The sequence below is a fragment of the Paenibacillus sp. J22FR21 genome (assembly GCF_056269135.1).
Window position 1 is genome coordinate 1 of sequence record NZ_JBWDNJ010000012.1, and the last position, 17,262, is coordinate 17,262.

Here is a 17,262-nt window from a genome sequence, read left to right on the forward strand (position 1 = left end):
CTCCTCGTGCGCTTCTTTCGCCGAAAACCCGACTTTCCTCGATCATGTAGACCTCCTCGTGCGCTTCTTTCGCCGAATACCCGGCACTCTCGCTCATGTAGACCTCCTCGTGCGCTTCTTTCGCCGAAAACCCGACTTTCCTCGATCATGTAGACCTCCTCGTGCGCTTCTTTCGCCGAATACCCGGCACTCTCGCTCATGTAGACCTCCTCGTACGCTTCTTTCACCGAAAAATCCGGCATTCTTCGCCATGTAGACCTCCTCGTGCGCTTCTTCTGCCGGAAACCCGAAATTCCCGAACATCTGTTGCTCCTAGCGCAACTCTACGTTACAAAATCGACTTTCCGCTGGCATGTTGCGTTTCCAAGACATCAGCATGCCTGCCTCAACATCGAAAATAAAAGAAGGCTGCCACCAGGCAGCCTTCAACGCCATCTATTACCGCACCAGCTCCGGCTGATGCTCCTTCAGCCAGCCTCGAAGCGGCACATCCTCGTCCGTCGGACTGTAATGGCCGTTGCAATTCACGCTCGCGCCGAGCAGCTGGCGGCGGATAGGGTCGGAGCTCTCCCACAGATGCTGCACGGTCATGTCGTCCTTCGTGCGAATCCAACGATAGCCATAACCGTAGAACAACACCTTGCGCGTGTAGTCCGACCAGTTTGGCGAACCGGCATGCCACGTGCGGCGATCGAAGAAGACCGCCGACCCCGGCTTCACGCATACCGGAATCGCGCCCTCCGGCTGGCCTTGCCGATCAGCCGGCATCTCCAAGTTGTCCTGCAGGTGACTGCCCGGCACCACCCAGAAGTTGCCGCGATCCGGCTCCGACACATCGGAGAGGAAATACGCGACCTTCAGCGATAAACGCGGACGCGGATGCGACTCCATCTCCATATTGACGCGCCCGCTGTCTTGGTGCCAGCCGAACGTCGCATCACTCTTCGGCTTCCCAGACGGAGGAGTCGCAATCATATGCGCATGGTACAAGTAAATGTTCCAGCCAAGGATATCCCATACTTTGGGCAGCACTTTATCGTAATCCACAAGATTAAGAAACGAACTGTGATCCGGGATAAAATTTGGATAAAACAATGCCGTCTTCGGGTCATGCCCGCCGCTCAGCTTATCTTCATAAATACGGTCAAATTCTGTAGTCAGCTCCGCAACCTGCTCCGGCGAGAGCGCATTCTCGACAACCAGATAGCCCAATTCGTTAAACTGTTTCCGTTCTTCTTCGGTCAACGCATACTGCAAGCACGATGGATCCACGCGTAATCCCCTCCGTATGATTGATAATCAACCTGTCTCAATCATAGATGGTTTGCTGGCTGCTTTCGAGTAACGATCCCGCTTTCTTTTGGACGATTCAACGATTATCATGATAGCGCTACCACACCCACCGCTACTAACCCGTCCTGCCCTTCATAAATGCCGTAGGCGAGCAGCCCGTCACTTTCTTGAACACCCGGTTAAAATACGCCTGATCGCAAAATCCCGTCTCCTCCGCGATTTCACTGATCGACATCATTTTATCAATCATCAACTCCTTCGCCTTGACGATCCGGACATGATGCAAATAGTCAATCGGCGACAATCCCGTGACCGACTTGAACAGATGCGAGACATGATTCGGCGTCCTCCCCGTCAAATGCGCCAAATCATCCAGCGAAACCGACTCCTTATAATGATCGAGCAGATAGGTTTTGATATCTTCCGTCATCTCAATCTTCTTCGCCGGAAGCTTCCACTTGTCGCGCTCATAATTGATAATGCTAAGCAGCTCCAGCAGAATCGCATAGCAGGTCGGTTCCGAATACGGCCCTCTCATGAGCCAGTGATGCTTCAATAACATGAACCGTTGTTTAAAATATTCAAACCCGCTAATCGTAGTCTTGCAATAACGATTCTCCGCGAGAAGCGGCAGCAGCATGCGATCATTAGTATCCAGCGTAAAATGCGTGGCATAGCGCTGATGCTCTTCACTCATCGAAATCCCCCCGCGAACCGTGCCGGCTGGCATGAAGAGAACATCTCCCTTCTGCAGCAAGACGGACTCATCATCGACGTAGTAGATGATTTTCCCCTTCGTCACGACAAGCAGGATGTGAAACTGCGTGGGGCTTTTGCCCATCTCCCACTTCCCGTGAAAATCCTTCGCATAACAGCTATGAAGCTTGATCAACGCTGATGGCCTCCTCCATCCGTTATTGCTCTGGACTCCATATTTCAATGAAATTGCCATCCGGATCATAGAACGAGAACGATTTGCCTTGATAATCGAAGAGCTGGCCGACCTTGATGCCTCGCTCAACAAACGCTTGATAAGCAGCCTCCGCGTCTTCTACCATAAACCCATACGAGGACTGAAGCGCGCCATCCGGGTAAACGAAATGCGAATTTAGATTGTGGTCATTTTGCTGGAAAAGAATGCGAATACCCGACTCATTCACTAATTCGATATAGAATGGATCCTCTTTCACCACTCGAAATCCCAGATGTTCACCATACCACAGGGTGGATTGGGCGAAGCTGCTGACCGGAATCGTCAGGTACGTGCTTTTCAACCGAATTGACATGTTCTATAACCGCTCCTTCTCTTCCTGATTTGAACAGTCCAAGCAAACCAACTTCCCATCGTCCCTAATCAAACCTTCCAGAAATCCGTCCTTGCAGTAAATCTCCTTCTTACATTGCTGGCATTGCCCGACAAGCTCCTGCATTCCGCGACCACCTCCAACCCTTGGCTTCCATTCCTCGCATAACCGGAACATCTATAGTAAAATGAGGACTTAGCTACACTAAACGAGTATGAGGTGCCCTACATGTCCATTAATTTCACCAAAGCAATTGTCGATCGTTTGCAACGCGAAATTGCTGAAATAGAGAGCAAGATCCCGCAAGAGAAAGCCAAAACGGATAAGGCGCAGGCGAAGATTAAGCAGTTGCAGCGCGACATGAAACTAAGTCAGTCCGCCAGTGATCTAAACAGCAAGCTGTCTCGCCAGAATAAGCTTAATGAAGAGATCAAGACGAGCTCGCGCAAACAAGCCGATCTAGCCAAAGAGCTGGTCACGAAAAAAGCTGCGCTCAAGCAGCACCTGCCCAAGGACTAACCTTGTCCTAGTTATTTTCATCTGTACCTTGATTATTAAGCTGACCGCGATGGGAAGTCAACCTAAATAAAGGCAGCCCACCAGGACTGCTCAGGCTTTCCGAGAAAGTCTCGACAGCCACTATCTTGCCTATACAACATGAACCAAAGTTTAACGGTTGTCAGAGTGGCTATTACATGAAAAATTGCCTGTTTCAAACGCTAACGGTTGTGACAGACGTTATTTGCAGCAAATGGGTCGATTCCGATTGGGAAACGATTAAATAAGCTCGCTGGCAACCGTTAGAAAATAAAAAGGGTACATTTGGGCCAAATAGCCACTGTCACAACCGTTAGAGTTGGCATGCGGCCCTGCGCTGAACATGCATGTACCTTAATCCCTTGAAGATAGAATCGTTGAACGGTATGGAAATTCCGCGCATAGAGAAAGGAAGCATCCAACCTTAAGAGGTCAGTGCTCCCCTTCCTACTACTTGCTTGCTACTGATTATAAACCTCAAACTCATAGATGGATGGCGTATTGGTGGCCGAGTTAATCAACAGCCTTACGCTCGTACCCGTTACCGGCGTGAAGGTCACCGTCTTGCTTGCTCCAATCGTTGTCCCCGTTGCGCTGTCCACCCAAGCAGACCCATTCCAATAGGAAATCTTGAAGCTCGTAATCCGCGTATCGAATTCCTTGAGCACCACCGTATTAAACGTCGTACTGCTGCCAAAATCAATCTGCAGCCATTCCCCCGCACTTGTTCCGGAAGCCGAGTTCCACCTCGTTCCAGCCGAATCGCCATCGTTAGCTTTGGCCGGGGTATAGTTCGCATCCCACTGGCTCGAACCCCAAATCGACTTGTTCAGCCCCAAGTTCACCGGCGTTAGACTCACATTGTCAAAGGCAATCCAATTTCCGCCATTCGCCACGGAGTAGAAGCCGATCTGCACGCTGCCATTGCTGATCGGTACGCTAGGAATCGAGATGGTCGTATAAGTGGAGGTCGTAGGGATGTTCGCAGACAGCTCCGCCCCACCGTAGTTCTTAGCAACCATTCTCGCCTGGCTCTGGCCGCCGCTTGATTTAACATTCGCTCTGAGCGTGTACGTACCGTTCGGTAAGCTAATATCTTGGCTAGTGTAAACCGTATAGGCTGCCGCTTTCCAATGGACCGCCTCGTAGGAGCCACCGCTTATTCCGCCTGCTTGCGTGTAATCAGCATCAATATTCGTGCCCTTATAGTCGCCGCCCCACGTTATCCATCCCGGCATGTTCTGGCCTGCGACGCTGGCTTCAAAATTCGGATTCTGTACAAGGTTGCTCATACCTCCGGTTGTTTGGACGACAAACGTAGATACTGAATTGGCGGGTAAGCTGGTCGTGAACGTTTTGCCGGACAACGCAAGGGTCGATAGTGTCGCGCGATTCTCCGTCGATGATGTGCGATAAGCTTGAACGGAGCCGGTCACGGTGCCGAATTTGTTCAAATCAAACGTGTAGCTGGCGGCCGAGGCCGTGTCATTGTAGACGATGATCGATACTTTGCCGGTTGCCGGATCGATCGCAGTAATCGTCTTGGCATCGTTGTTGGCAATGATTTTGTACCCTGGACGAATGAAATTACTGTACTGCCGCATCACATGAAACTTCTTCATAATCCAATAATTCTGTGTACCGTCTGAGGCAAAATGAATCAACCCCCAGTTCCCGTTTCCCGCTAGAGACTCCGCTTCCGACTCAATCGCCTGCCAATACACCCACTCTTGGGGAGCGAGGTCCTTGAGGTCGGTCGTGATGGCAGAAGCCAAACCGAGGAAGGCGGACACCGAATTATGATCATGCGTCCCGGAGGAAGTGGTCACCTCGGACATTTGCAGCCTGCGGCCGTTACCGGCAGCCTTCTGGTACAACCCTTGGCGATCCCCGCCGCTGTATGTGTGCGTATTAAACTGCGTGATTGCACCTGCTGCCGTCGCATCGAGGCTGTCCAGTGAGCTGTGGGACATCGCGATGCTCGTTTCATCGAGACCGCTGATTGTCGTGCCTGTTAGCGACTTCGAAGTAAGCGCCGAATTGGTCGCGTTAATAAGGGCAACCTGCTTCGCGCCTGCCGAAACCTTCATCCCCTCCTGCTTGCCGCCGGCTGCCCAGTAGTTGGAATTCGCTTCATTCATTGGATTCAGCGTCCGAAACGTAATGCCCCATGAGTCGCGAAAATGCTTCACCACCTCCGTCAAATAATCCGCGAACTGAGCTTCGTATCCTGTCTGCAGATTATCTTGGCTCGGATCCGTGTTCCCTGTAGATTGCCCGCTCTTCGTCATCCAGTACGGAGCCGAATAGGAGATGGCATCCGCCTTGAAATCGGCTGACGGCACTCTGGACTTCGCCGCTTGCAGCCACCACCGCTGGTTCGCATCTGCTGTCCAGTCATAAGAGGAGGTCGAAGTCGCTTTGTATCCCGGCACCGCTGCGCCGACCCGCATGGAACTGACATAAGCAGGGTCATTGCCGCCGCCAATGTTGTAACGCGCGATGTTGAACATGGTGCTCGGATTGGCATCCGTGTTCGTGGTGCTGTAGAGCAAATCCGCCAGCGTATCCTTGCTGGTCCAATTGCCCGTGTAATTCGCCGACCATGCAAGCGAGGTGCCCCACCCGCCGAACGGCAATGATCGGATGCCGGGATCGACGATCACCGTCGTCGCTGCAGCGGCGGGCTGCACTGCTATTACGCTCACTGCGAGCGTCGTCAGCAGGGCGATACTCGCGCTCTTTTTAACCTGTCGAATCATTATGAATTCCTCCTTTAAGGTACTATCAGTCGGACAATGTCCTCCCCTAAAACACTTATATGAAAACCCTTACATAATTAGATATAGGATCTGTATAATAGACAGCAGATGGAGCAATGTTTATAATGGAATGACAAGGTGAAACGTTTCACCCATACGAACAGGAGGAAGTTAACACATGAGTACAATTGAAGGCTGGATTGAGGTTTGTGAAGTTGACGATATTGATGAGGAGGATGTCATCCGTTTCGATCACGCAGACCGGACGTTTGCTGTCTACCATTCTGATAAAGGGAAATTTTACGCGACCGACGGCTTTTGCACCCATGAGAAGGTTCACTTATCCGACGGTTTGGTGATGGGACATATCATTGAATGTCCGAAACATAACGGCAGATTCGACTATACGACGGGACAAGGCAAGAAAGCTCCTGTATGTGAAGATCTCAAAACCTATCCGGTTCAAGTGGAATCGGGCAAGGTCTACATTAAACTCGACTAAGACAGGGGACTTAAATAGATATGACACAACGGGGAATGGTTATTATCGGCGCCGGCGAAGCGGGTGCAAACGCGGCAATGGAGCTTCGTAATCAAGGTTACGAAGGCAGCATTACGCTGATCGGCAAAGAAAACCGCACGCCTTACGAGCGTCCGCCGCTATCGAAGAGCGTCCTGCTTGAAGATGAAACACCGGCACCGACATTCATGCTGGACGAGGCTAAGCTCGCTGAGCTTAATATCCAGCTGTTGTCGGACAGCCATGTAACTAGCATTGATCGTGCTGCGCACAGCATTCAGCTGGCAGACGGCAGCGTGTTGTCCTATGAGAAGCTGCTTCTTGCGACAGGCGCAAGCCCGCGTAAGCTGAACATGGAAGGCTCCGATACATCCGGTGCCATGTACCTTCGTACATTCGCCGATGCGCTTGCAATTCGTTCCCAGCTACACCCGGGCAAACATATCGTCATCGTCGGCGGCGGCTTTATCGGACTCGAAGTTGCGGCGAGCGCTCGCGAGCGCGGCTGCGACGTTACGTTGCTTGAAGTAGGTCCGCGTATTCTGACGCGCGGCGTACCTGAAGAAATCGCGAACGTCGTGGAAGCAAGACATCGCAAAGCAGGCGTTACGTTCAAGATCGGTACAGCAATCAGCCGCATCACGAACGATAACGGCACGCAGATTATCGAGATGGCCGACGGAGAAACGGTTCGCTGCGACGCCCTCATCATCGGTATCGGAGCAGTGCCTGAGATTGCTCTGGCTGAAGGCTGCGGCCTTGAGATCGAGAATGGCATCCGTGCTAATGAGAAGCTTGCAACAAGCGACCCGGATATCTTCGCAGCCGGCGACTGCTGCTCCTTCCCGCTTGCGCTGTACGGCGGCACGCGTGTTCGCCTTGAATCCTGGCGCAATGCGCAGGACCAAGGTATCCATGCCGCGCAGAATATGCTCGGCGCTGATGCACCGTATGAGGCTATTCCGTGGTTCTGGTCGGATCAATACGACGAGTCGTTGCAGGTTGCAGGCCTTGTCGACTTCGGCAGCGCAAATAAGATCAAACGCGAATCGGCCGACAATGTGCATTTCTTCTTCCATCTGGCGGAAGACGGCACACTGGCAGCTGCCAGCGGCATCGGCCCCGGCATCGCCAAGGATATTCGCTTGGCGGAGATGCTCATCGAGCGCAAAGCCGTCATCGACCCGGCGATTCTCGCCAGTGCGAGCACGAAGCTGAAATCGCTGTTGAAATAATGAAAAAGCGGCGGTGCAGGATGATATCCCGCACCGCCGCTTTTGTCTTCTAAAGCCCCTTAACCCCGTAAGTCGAATATTGCGTCCGACTGCCCTTATCGTTAGCAAAGCCTACCATACCGCTCAAGTAAGGCGCAGCTTCGTCCTTGTATCGAATCACAGTGTCTCCGTTAACGGTAACTTCGAAGTCGCCGCCAATCGCGCTGATTCCTACCTCATACTCCTGACCGCATACCCACTCGAAATCGACGCTCGCGAGCTCGCGATAGCCGTTCCCGTTCTTATATAGACGGAACTTGCCGCCTTCAGAGAAGCCTGCGGCATAAGAGCGAATGCCACCTTGCACACGGAAGAGAATACGATGCTCGCTGCCGGATTGCGGGATCACCGAAGCCGCAAACCGATAATCCTTCCACTGCAGATCTCCCGTATAACTCTCGGCAGACTCGCCATAATAGCTGCCGCATAGCTTACCTTCATCCAACGTCCATAAGCCACGCAGATAGGTGAGCTGGCTCACTTCAATATGCGTACCGGTCCATTTCTCCAGTCGTTCCAGCGCAAAATCGATCGTGTAATCAGGCTTCCCGGCGAAGTGCATGTCGTCCACATAAGCGATCAACGGTCCCCAGCCTCCTTCGGGAATCCACTCTATGCCCGCTTCAAGCAGACAGACATTTTCCATTGCCGGGATCGAGTAGGCTAGCTGCGTCCACTCACCTGGCGTAAGTGTCGTCTTCTCCCCGTAATGGCGAACGTCGGCATTACGATCGCGAACGTACAGCCGCACCTGAATCGGCCGTTTCTCGGAGATAGGCAGCATGACCTTCGCTTCAATCGACTGCCCCGGGTAAAGATTCGGCGAGAAGCACGGATCATAACGGCTGTCGTTGAAATCCTCAGGACGGTAATAGGTTTGTCGGTAAGCTCGATAACCTTGTCCGCCGTGGGAACGATCGAAGACAACTTTGAGCGAGCGCTCTCCGTTTGCCGCCGCTTCCGTCGTATTCTCCACGAAGCTCGTAACATGATGGCTGCGGTCGTCCCAATCGGTCCTGAACGCATGCGTAGATCCCGGAAATTCAAAATGGAACTGCGGTTGCGCGCCGCTTAAGATCGGCTTCCATTTGTCCGAAGGCTCGGTGCCTGCGATGCGATAGCCCAACTCGGCAACGTATTGCGCGCACCACGGCAGATCGATCGCGTTCAAGGAACCGATAACGCTGGAACAGCATAGGAAATCGTTGATTGGCTTGCGCCACGATGGATCGATGCCGTCCAGGCCGACCATGACGCCCATAATCGTACCTACGTTACCGACGTTGCAATCGGTATCCCATCCGCACATGTTGCAAATATTAATCGCCTTGGAGTAATCGCCCCCGGAATATAGCAAGGATAGGACGATGACCGCGGAGTTCGGAATAATGTGGCATACGCCGGGATAGCGGTCATAACCGTAGTTGTCGAATACGAACTTGAAGCAGTCCCGCCAATTGTCCGGATTCCGGTGATAAAACTCGATCACGTCTTTGGTCATCCGGGTATATTCGCAATCCTCAGGAATAACGGCTAGGCCAGCTGCGATAATCGCTTCGATATCCCGCTCTACGAATGCGGCTGCGATACAGGCGGCAATGAACATTCCTCCATAAATACCATTGCCGTCATGCGATACACTAGCAATTTTCTCCGCATAATGAGCCGCCAATCTCGGATTACCCGGAGCGATCAGTCCCCATGCGTCGATAAAAATCTGTCCGCCGATTTGCTCTGCGACAGCGCTTCCATTTAACGCCATAGAACCGGAACGCGGTGCCATGATACCGTTCTTCAAGTTCAGATACGCGGTATGCTCCGTAGATTTGCCGTATCCGCCCCACCAATAGAATCCATGGCCGTCAGGCGCGTAATTGAGCCATGCCAGCCCCATCTGCTCGGCAGTGATATCAGGCGTATGCGTATAATCCTCAAGCGCTCGCAGGAAGAACAGCGGGCCGTTCGTGTCGTCGTCAGCGGCGAAATTCCTGAATTGATGCAAATAACCGGTAATTTCGCCGAACGTACGCTCCAGCTGCTCGTATGACCAGCCTTCAACATTGCCGCCATGGCGGACACCGATTGTTTTTCCTACCCATCCCGCATATACGCGTTCCACATAATCCTCAGGTATCGTATGATTCACAAGAGCCGATCTTTCGGAAATCCCCATCATTCCCTTTCACACTCCGTTCTATCATTTTCCATTCCAGCCGTGTTGTCTACGCTAGATGAATTGTCCTCATCATACATCAGGGCACCCACTTGGAAATATCATAATAATCGGACATTTGTGCTCGAAAACGTTCCTTTATTCCGTTTGATAAGGCAATCGGATGAATACCGATGTACCGGAACCAGGCTTGCTCTTGACCTCTACGCCGTAATCGTGTCCGAATTGCAGCTTAATCCGTTCGTTCACGTTGCGCAGGCCATAACCTCCCTTCTGATTCAGCTGTACATTCTCATCCAGCAACATCGCTACTACCTCCGGCTCCATGCCGACTCCGTCGTCACTCACCTCTAGCTGGATGACCCCCCCGTTATATCCGCCCTTAATCAAAATCGAAATTTGTTCCTTCTCATGACTGAGTCCGTGCAGAATCGCATTCTCGACGATTGGCTGTAAAATCAGCTTCAGTACGGTCGCATCCATAATGCCATCATCGAGTGCATAGATCGAGCGGATGCGGTTTTTCATCCGATACCGCTGAATGTCGATATAAGCTTTAATGCATTCAAACTCCTCCCGCATCGTGATGACATCCTTCCCCTTACTCAGGGAAATGCGGTAGAACTTCGCCAAGCTTTCTACGATCTCGCATACATCTTCATTTCCGTTCTTCCGACCAAGCCAGCTGACCGTGGACAAGGTATTGTAAAGAAAATGCGGATTGATTTGGCTTTGGAGCGCCGTCAATTCTGCTTCCTTTCTCTTTATCGAGAGCGTGTATACTTCGTCGATCAAATATTTCATGCGTTCCGCCATTTGATTAAAGCTATGGTCCAGAACGGCGATTTCATCCTTCCCGCTCACGAACCGCCCCGTCTCGATTTCTCCGTTCCTCATTCTTTGGATGCGCTTGAGCAGAATGGTCATACGGCCGAGGATCAGATTCGAGAAAAGAACAAGCAACGCTACGGACAGGGCCGCGCTGGCAAGAATAAACAGCAGTCCGTAATTTCGCATGTTCTTCGTTTCTTCCAGCAGACGGTTGACCGGAATCATATAAACCATTTTCCAGCCGTTCGACAATTCGCTGTACATCACTTTGAAATGGTCGCCACTCCGCTGCAGCAGAAAGTCCCCGCTAGCCTGCTTCCCTATTTCACCCAGCACGTCCTCTTCCAGGCTGTTGCCCAAGCTAGTCCGATCATTGGACGTAATAATATTCCCATCGGGCTCCACAAGGTAGATCGCCTTGTCCTTCCCCTCTTTGGATAGCAGCTGATAGAACTCCGATTCCTTGATTTCAATCGTCAGTAAGCCTGTTGAATGATGATCCGTATAAAATTCCAAGGGCCGATTATAGCTGAATACCCGTGTATTATGCGCGTTGCGTCTTAATTCCACGTCCCAATACAAATTACCATCGGGTATGGACTTCAGCTCCCCCCAATATCCTTTATACTTGGATGCCGAGGCTCTCTGGAAATTAAGCTGACTCGCGATTTTGTCGTCTGCATAGGTCAAATAGGGTTTGGCATTATACAGGGTCGCATTATGAAAATAAATACCGACAGTTCGTACATCGTTTTTGAATTTCAGCAATACTTTTACACGCTCGATAAAATCGTTCTCGACCTCGTATTTGTCCAGGTTCGAACTTGTGCTGTAATCCTTCTGGAGATCCAGGTTCAAATTGGTATCAAAGTAGAAATGATTAGACAGCTCCTCATACGAAGCAAGCCGGGTTTCCATGTTGTACATCAACTGCTGCATCGAGATTCCGTAGGTAAGGTTGGTTTGATTTTCGATGATCTGATTCGCCTTATGCACCAGAAAGAAGCCCATGAACAGAAGCGGCAAGAAGGCGGCAACCATATAGGCAGCGATTAATTTCGGCTTCAGCCTGATCCGGTTTATGGTAAGGTTGGATAAATCATTAAGCCAGGATTTGATACGCATCTTTGAATTCCCCCGGCGATATGCCGTAAAAGTTTTTGAATACCGCGCAGAAGTAGGAAACGTTCTCGTAGCCGACAGCAAGCGCGACTTCATTTACTTTACGCTCGGGTTGGCGAAGCAGCTCGCTCGCATTTTTCATTCGGGTTTGCACGATGTACTCCTTCAGCGTCATGCCCGTGTGGTTCTTAAATAGTTTCCGGACATAACCCGGAGCCAGGAATACTCGGCCTGCAATGGAATTGATCGTTACATCCGTCATGTACTCGCTCTTCACCCACTGCTTGATCGTCTGTACAATGTGTTCGTTTCTGTTGCCTTGATTATTCTTGATCAATTCGGCGATGCCTTGAATATAAGCGACGACCCAAGCTGATAGTGAGTCAATGGTATCCATCAGCATCAACTTCTCCCATGGCGCCTTCTCTTGCTCGAACGCCGCTTTCATCAGCTCTTTCTTCTCCGCAAGCGTTTGCAAAGCGGTATTTAGAAGATCGATCGCAACGAACCAGGCTTGCTCCTTCTTCATCGATTTACCTTGTAAGCTGGTCGCGACAATTTGTTCAATCCTAGCCGGATCGGAGGCGATAATCGCTTCCTCCAATTCAGCTTTCAAGCGATGAATGACAATCGGATATTCATCCCTGCTGCCTTCGTCGTCCTCATGCCACAGCACATTTTGCGCGCCAGAATAAAACTTGCGGCTGACTGCCATTCTGGCCATTCGGTAATAGCGTGGGCAGCTGCGAATACCATCCTCAGCCAGCGCAATGCCGACCGCCAGGGACATCCCCGTTGACCGCTGCAGCTGCTGGATCCAGCTCGTGGCCGTCTGCTCCAAATGCTCTTCCATGTCTTCCTGCGTAAGAATCGGAGAACAAGGAATCAGCACGACATATTCGCCTTCTCGGGTCATGACGACGGGTAAGCTCGTCTCCTCCCCGATCAACCCGCTGAGCTCGCGATAGACAGCAATCGTCATCAAGTGCTCCGATTCCTCGCGGTCTGCCCCAAGCTCCTCCGCTTTCACGATCATGACGGCCGTAGGGATCCCAGGCAGCGACAATCCATAGGACTCTGCCCGCTGCATCGTCCGTTCGTCGTCGATCCGTTCGATGCCGAGCAGAATGTCCCGCAGCAGCTGCTCTCGCAGCAAGGGCAGGCTTTCCTCCACCTGATGCTTGAGCTGGACCTCCTTTTTCTCGCGATGTTTCTCTTCCTGAATCCGGCCTATCGCTCCGGCAATCGTATCCATCAAGGTCTCTTTATTGATGGGTTTCATTAAATAAGCAACCGCGCTCACATCCACTGCGTTCCTTGCCGCATCGAAATCCTCATACCCGCTAATGAAGATAAATTTGACGTTCGGATAGTGTTGCTTCAGCCTACTCGCGAACTCCAGTCCGTTCATGCCCGGCATTCGCACATCTGTAATCACGATGTCCGGTTCCACGTCGGCAAGAGCCTCTAATGCAGCTTGCCCGTTCCATGCCTCGCCAATGATCGTGATACCGAGCTGGTTCCAGTCAAAGAGCGAACGGATACCCTCCCGTTCCATATCCTCGTCGTCTACGATAAACAAGTTAATCATGATGATTCCTCCTTGCCGCAATTGCCCATTAGAAATTCGGAAAGGCTCCCGTTGTGGCAACCGGAGCCTTTCCGAAACTTATCTGCTTATTGCTGCCACTCTGCTTTGCGGTCCTGATACATTTGGTTCATCGCTGCTTCCGCTTTGCCGATGCCCATATCATCCGCTTTCTTCAAGAACTCATCGTAGCCTTTATCGAAATCTGCATCAGACGCGGACAGGATCAGCTTGACGATCGAATTGTAGGATAACTGATTCACTTTAGTAGTAGCAATATACTCCGGGCTCTCCGGTTTAAAGTTAAGTCCGGCGATATCCGTGTAGTCCCACCCCGTGCTTCTTCCTTCCTCGATCCAATCCGTCCCTTTCTCGCCATAACCTTCGTTGGCCCGCTTGGTCTCTTCGTCCCACCACATGGAGAAGTCCAGTTCCTTGCGCGACATTTGGTACGTGAAGCTTGGGTGATCGTTCATATCCGTGCTAAAGGTCAGAAACCCGAAATTGTTCAATCCGCGCTTCGACGCAAACAGCTCATCGTTCTGCCATCCGTTTACTTGGAAAGTCGTGCTTTTAATATATTTTTTGCCGTCTTCATCCGTAATAAAGTAATCATAGCCATCTTTATCTTCTCCGTCAAAGTTCACGACGCCTTTTTGCAGCAAGTTGCCTTCCTGCGTATTCAAGTAATTCACGAACTGCATAAACCGCTCCGGATCTTTCATTTTACTCGAAATATAGACGCCCGAATCGTAGTTTGCTCCGTATGCGTCGTAAGTCGTCTTCGCTACTTCCGGTTTCCCTTTCAACAGGAAGTATTTGAAGCGAAACGGCTTCTTGTCTTGGGTGAAGATACTGTTCGCTTCGTACATGTTGTCGAACCAGGATCCGATGGACGAGAACACTTTCTCAGAAGCCATCTTCGCCTTAAACCCGTCTATGTTCTGAACGGCAGACTCCTCGTCGAGCAACCCTTGCTGATATAATTGGTTTAGCCACTTCAGTGAATCGCGGATGCCGGCGTCCTTATATTTGTAAATCAGCTTATCGTCAGGCGTCCAGACGTAATCGTTGTACAGCCTTACGCCCTCGGCCCCTGCCAAGGTTTTGATCATGTTCGTGTAGAAGCTTTCTGTTCCGAGCGCCAGAGACATCGGAATATACTGCGGGTACTTCTCCTTCACTTCTTTGAGCAGCGCCGTAAGTTCATCGAACGTTTGCGGCTTGTACCAGCCTTTAGCCTCCAGGACGTTCGTCAGAAACTGAAAGCTATAACCGGTTTCAAGCATTCTTTCCGCACCAGGAAGGATGTAGCTCGAAGGGATTTTATAGATCTTTCCGTCATCGTTTTTCAGCTGGCCCCATACCGAGTTTAAATTCTCCTTGATTTGACCGCCGTATTTATCGAACAATTCGTCTAATGGAATGACATATCCGGCGTCGATGAACTTCTGCGCCATGGATGGATTGGAAATGACGATCGCGTCCGTCATCTCCCCGCTGGCCAGCATAATATTCAGCTTCTCATCTACATTAGCCGGAGGCGATTCAAGGTTCAGGCGAACTTTCGTTTTATCGTAAACCTGTTTCACGACCGGCGCATCCTGAGACGCAAGCTGCGGCACGTTCCAACCAAGCATGACGCTGAATTCAGCATCCGGCCATGCAGACATATCTCCTGTCTGCGCCGCTGCGTTTCCTTGTGTATCCGACGCCCCGCTTGCTTCGTTTGATTCCGACGGCTGCTTCGTAGAATCGTTCGTCGCATTGTTGTTATTGCCTGAGCAACCGGCCACTACCGAAATGACTAACAAAGCGCTCAATATCATACCAAATACTTTCCGAACTCTTGCTTGTCTCATGTGAAACCTCCCCCATTAGTGTAAATTCTCTTTGACTATTATGCTATTACAAATCCTCTAGGAGGACGAACAGCCCCGGATCTAACCGATTAACCCTTGATGGAGCCGAGCAGCATACCTTTGACAAAATATTTCTGAATGAAGGGGTACACGCACAGTATGGGCACCGTTGCGACCATTGTAATCGCCATCTTGACCGCTTCTGGCGTTACTTTGACCATCCCACGGCGGGCCATGCTGGATTTCATCTGATTGATCATGGCGCCGGCTTCGGTCTGATTTAAAATTTTCATGAGCACGTATTGAAGCGTTTGCAGCTTGCCATTGACTGTGAAGAACAGCGTGTCCTGCCAGGAGTTCCATTGGCCGACAGCAACGAACAGTCCAATCGTGGCGATAATCGGCGTCGATAGCGGCAAGATGATTCGGAAGAATACATAAATATCGTTAGCTCCGTCGATATAAGCGGATTCAATCAGCGATTCCGGAATGGCCTTGAAATTGGTGCGAAGCAGTATCATATTGAAGGCGCTGATCAAGCCCGGGATAATATAGACCCAGAACGAATTATAGATGTGGATCGTCTTAAACAGAATAAACGTGGGTATCAAGCCGCCGTAGAGGAACATGGTCATAATGAACAGCGAATTGAAAAACTTGTACCCGATCAAATCCTTCTTACATAACGAGTAAGCGAGCATGGCTGTGCATAAGACAGAGGTTACCGTCCCGACGACGGTTCTAAGCACACTCATGATGGAAGCATTGATTAATGCATCGTAGCGGAAGATGACGCCGTAGTTCGCAAAAGTGAATTTACGAGGCCACACCGTCAGCCCTCCCCGCATGGAATCTACGGCATCGTTTAGAGAGAATGCAAGCACATGCAGGAATGGATACAACGTAACAATCATCAATATCGTGAGAGCGCTAATGTTAAAAACATCGAACGCGACATCATGCCATCTTTGTTTCATCGTCTTGTCCCTCTTTTCATAGCACGTTGTCCTCTCCGAGCCGCTTCGCCATTCGGTTTACGAGATACAAGAGCACCAGGGATACCAGCAATCGGAATAGGCCGATCGCAGTTGCGTAGGAGTACATCGCATTACCTAGTCCCATGCGGTAAACGTACGTATCAATGACTTCCGAATAGTCGTGAACCATCGGATTGCCGAGCAAGTAGGATGGATCGAAGCCGGCATTCAAGATTCCGCTTGCGCTAAGCACGAGCAGCACCACAATCGTCGGACGGATACATGGCAAGGTGATATGCCACATTTTTCGCCAGCGTCCCGCCCCATCCACACTGGCTGCGTCGTACAATTCCGTGTCTACGGACGACATCGCTGCAATGTAGATAATCGCGTCCCAGCCGATGTTTTTCCAAACGTTGATGAGTACGACGAGCACCCAGAACAGATGCGGCTCGGCGAAGAAGAAGATCGGCTTATCGATCAGACCAAGCTTCAATAAAATGCGGTTAACTGTCCCATCCGATGGTGAGAGCAGCGTCAAGAACAGGTTGGCGACAACGACATACGAAATGAAATAGGGCAAATACGATACGGTTTGAACCGTCCGCTTGAAGAAAACGCCCTTCACTTCATTCAGCAGCAGCGCAAGAGCAACCGCTCCGAACGTACCTACCACGATATTCAAGACGCTGATCGCAATCGTGTTCCGAAGCAGTATATAGAGCATTTCTTCTTGGAAGAAGGCTTGGAAATGCATGAGGCCAACCCAAGGACTGCCCGTCACTCCTTTACCGGGATTGTAGTCCTGGAACGCCATGATCCAGCCCCATATCGGTGCATAGCAGAACACGGCTGCCCAAATCGCAAATGGGAGACTGAAGAGCAGCAATATCTTCTGCCTCTTGATCTTCCTCCAGATGTGGGTTCTTCGATGAATAGGAGGGGAAGCTGCCGGCAGTAACTCTCCCGGGACATGATTCATATTCTGGTCATCCTCTCTGGCCTTTCCTCGCTGCATT

13 protein-coding genes are annotated in these 17,262 nt (G+C 51.0%); 3 read left to right on the forward strand and 10 right to left on the reverse strand.

Annotated elements, in window-relative coordinates; genetic code table 11:
• Nucleotides 1-438 precede the first annotated feature (438 nt).
• The 3 genes from AC0YNS_RS28730 to AC0YNS_RS28740 all read right to left on the reverse strand — a co-directional run bounded on the left by AC0YNS_RS28730 (nucleotide 439) and on the right by AC0YNS_RS28740 (nucleotide 2,579).
• Nucleotides 439-1,272: a phytanoyl-CoA dioxygenase family protein gene (locus AC0YNS_RS28730; RefSeq protein WP_475784352.1), complete on the reverse strand. Its 834-nt coding sequence runs from the start codon at nucleotides 1,270-1,272 to the stop codon at nucleotides 439-441.
• 136 nt (nucleotides 1,273-1,408) lie between these two features.
• Nucleotides 1,409-2,185, reverse strand: coding sequence for a helix-turn-helix domain-containing protein (locus AC0YNS_RS28735; RefSeq protein WP_475784353.1), 777 nt, complete (start codon nucleotides 2,183-2,185; stop codon nucleotides 1,409-1,411).
• 22 nt (nucleotides 2,186-2,207) lie between these two features.
• Nucleotides 2,208-2,579: a VOC family protein gene (locus AC0YNS_RS28740; protein ID WP_475784354.1), complete on the reverse strand. Its 372-nt coding sequence runs from the start codon at nucleotides 2,577-2,579 to the stop codon at nucleotides 2,208-2,210.
• 246 nt (nucleotides 2,580-2,825) lie between these two features.
• Between AC0YNS_RS28740 and AC0YNS_RS28745 the strand changes: the two genes are divergently transcribed.
• Nucleotides 2,826-3,116, forward strand: coding sequence for a hypothetical protein (locus AC0YNS_RS28745; protein ID WP_475784355.1), 291 nt, complete (start codon nucleotides 2,826-2,828; stop codon nucleotides 3,114-3,116).
• A 479-nt stretch (nucleotides 3,117-3,595) separates the two neighbouring features.
• Here the strand turns inward: AC0YNS_RS28745 and AC0YNS_RS28750 are convergent, their stop codons facing one another.
• Entirely contained in the window at nucleotides 3,596-5,896 is a 2,301-nt protein-coding gene (locus AC0YNS_RS28750; protein ID WP_475784356.1) for a glycoside hydrolase, read from the reverse strand.
• Nucleotides 5,897-6,074: 178 nt separating this feature from the next.
• On the opposite strand from AC0YNS_RS28750, the gene AC0YNS_RS28755 reads away from it, so the two are divergent.
• Together AC0YNS_RS28755 and AC0YNS_RS28760 are read left to right on the forward strand one after the other, a co-directional pair.
• On the forward strand, nucleotides 6,075-6,398 hold the full coding sequence (locus tag AC0YNS_RS28755) for a MocE family 2Fe-2S type ferredoxin (protein ID WP_475784357.1): 324 nt from the start codon (nucleotides 6,075-6,077) through the stop codon (nucleotides 6,396-6,398).
• A 20-nt stretch (nucleotides 6,399-6,418) separates the two neighbouring features.
• The gene (locus AC0YNS_RS28760) at nucleotides 6,419-7,651 is read left to right on the forward strand and encodes an NAD(P)/FAD-dependent oxidoreductase (RefSeq protein ID WP_475784358.1); all 1,233 of its coding nucleotides are present in this window, start codon (nucleotides 6,419-6,421) and stop codon (nucleotides 7,649-7,651) included.
• 49 nt (nucleotides 7,652-7,700) lie between these two features.
• Here AC0YNS_RS28760 and AC0YNS_RS28765 read toward each other — a convergent pair whose 3' ends face one another.
• From AC0YNS_RS28765 to AC0YNS_RS28790, 6 genes are all read right to left on the reverse strand, one after another.
• On the reverse strand, nucleotides 7,701-9,866 hold the full coding sequence (locus AC0YNS_RS28765) for an ADP-ribosylglycohydrolase family protein (protein WP_475784359.1): 2,166 nt from the start codon (nucleotides 9,864-9,866) through the stop codon (nucleotides 7,701-7,703).
• Between the two features lie 135 nt (nucleotides 9,867-10,001).
• Nucleotides 10,002-11,819 carry a cache domain-containing sensor histidine kinase gene (locus AC0YNS_RS28770; RefSeq protein ID WP_475784360.1) on the reverse strand — a complete coding sequence of 606 codons (1,818 nt, stop codon included), beginning with the start codon at nucleotides 11,817-11,819 and terminating at the stop codon, nucleotides 10,002-10,004.
• Nucleotides 11,797-13,407 (reverse strand): response regulator, encoded by a 1,611-nt coding sequence (locus AC0YNS_RS28775; protein WP_475784361.1) that lies wholly within the window; start codon nucleotides 13,405-13,407, stop codon nucleotides 11,797-11,799. Before AC0YNS_RS28775 ends, AC0YNS_RS28770 begins: the two co-directional genes overlap by 23 nt.
• Nucleotides 13,408-13,493: 86 nt before the next feature.
• Nucleotides 13,494-15,266 (reverse strand): extracellular solute-binding protein, encoded by a 1,773-nt coding sequence (locus tag AC0YNS_RS28780; RefSeq protein WP_475784362.1) that lies wholly within the window; start codon nucleotides 15,264-15,266, stop codon nucleotides 13,494-13,496.
• Nucleotides 15,267-15,355: 89 nt separating this feature from the next.
• Nucleotides 15,356-16,243, reverse strand: a complete 888-nt coding sequence (locus tag AC0YNS_RS28785) for a carbohydrate ABC transporter permease (protein ID WP_475784363.1) — start codon at nucleotides 16,241-16,243, stop codon at nucleotides 15,356-15,358.
• 16 nt (nucleotides 16,244-16,259) lie between these two features.
• A complete protein-coding gene (locus tag AC0YNS_RS28790; RefSeq protein ID WP_475784364.1) occupies nucleotides 16,260-17,225 on the reverse strand; it encodes an ABC transporter permease in 966 nt (321 codons plus the stop codon).
• Nucleotides 17,226-17,262: the final 37 nt, after the last annotated feature.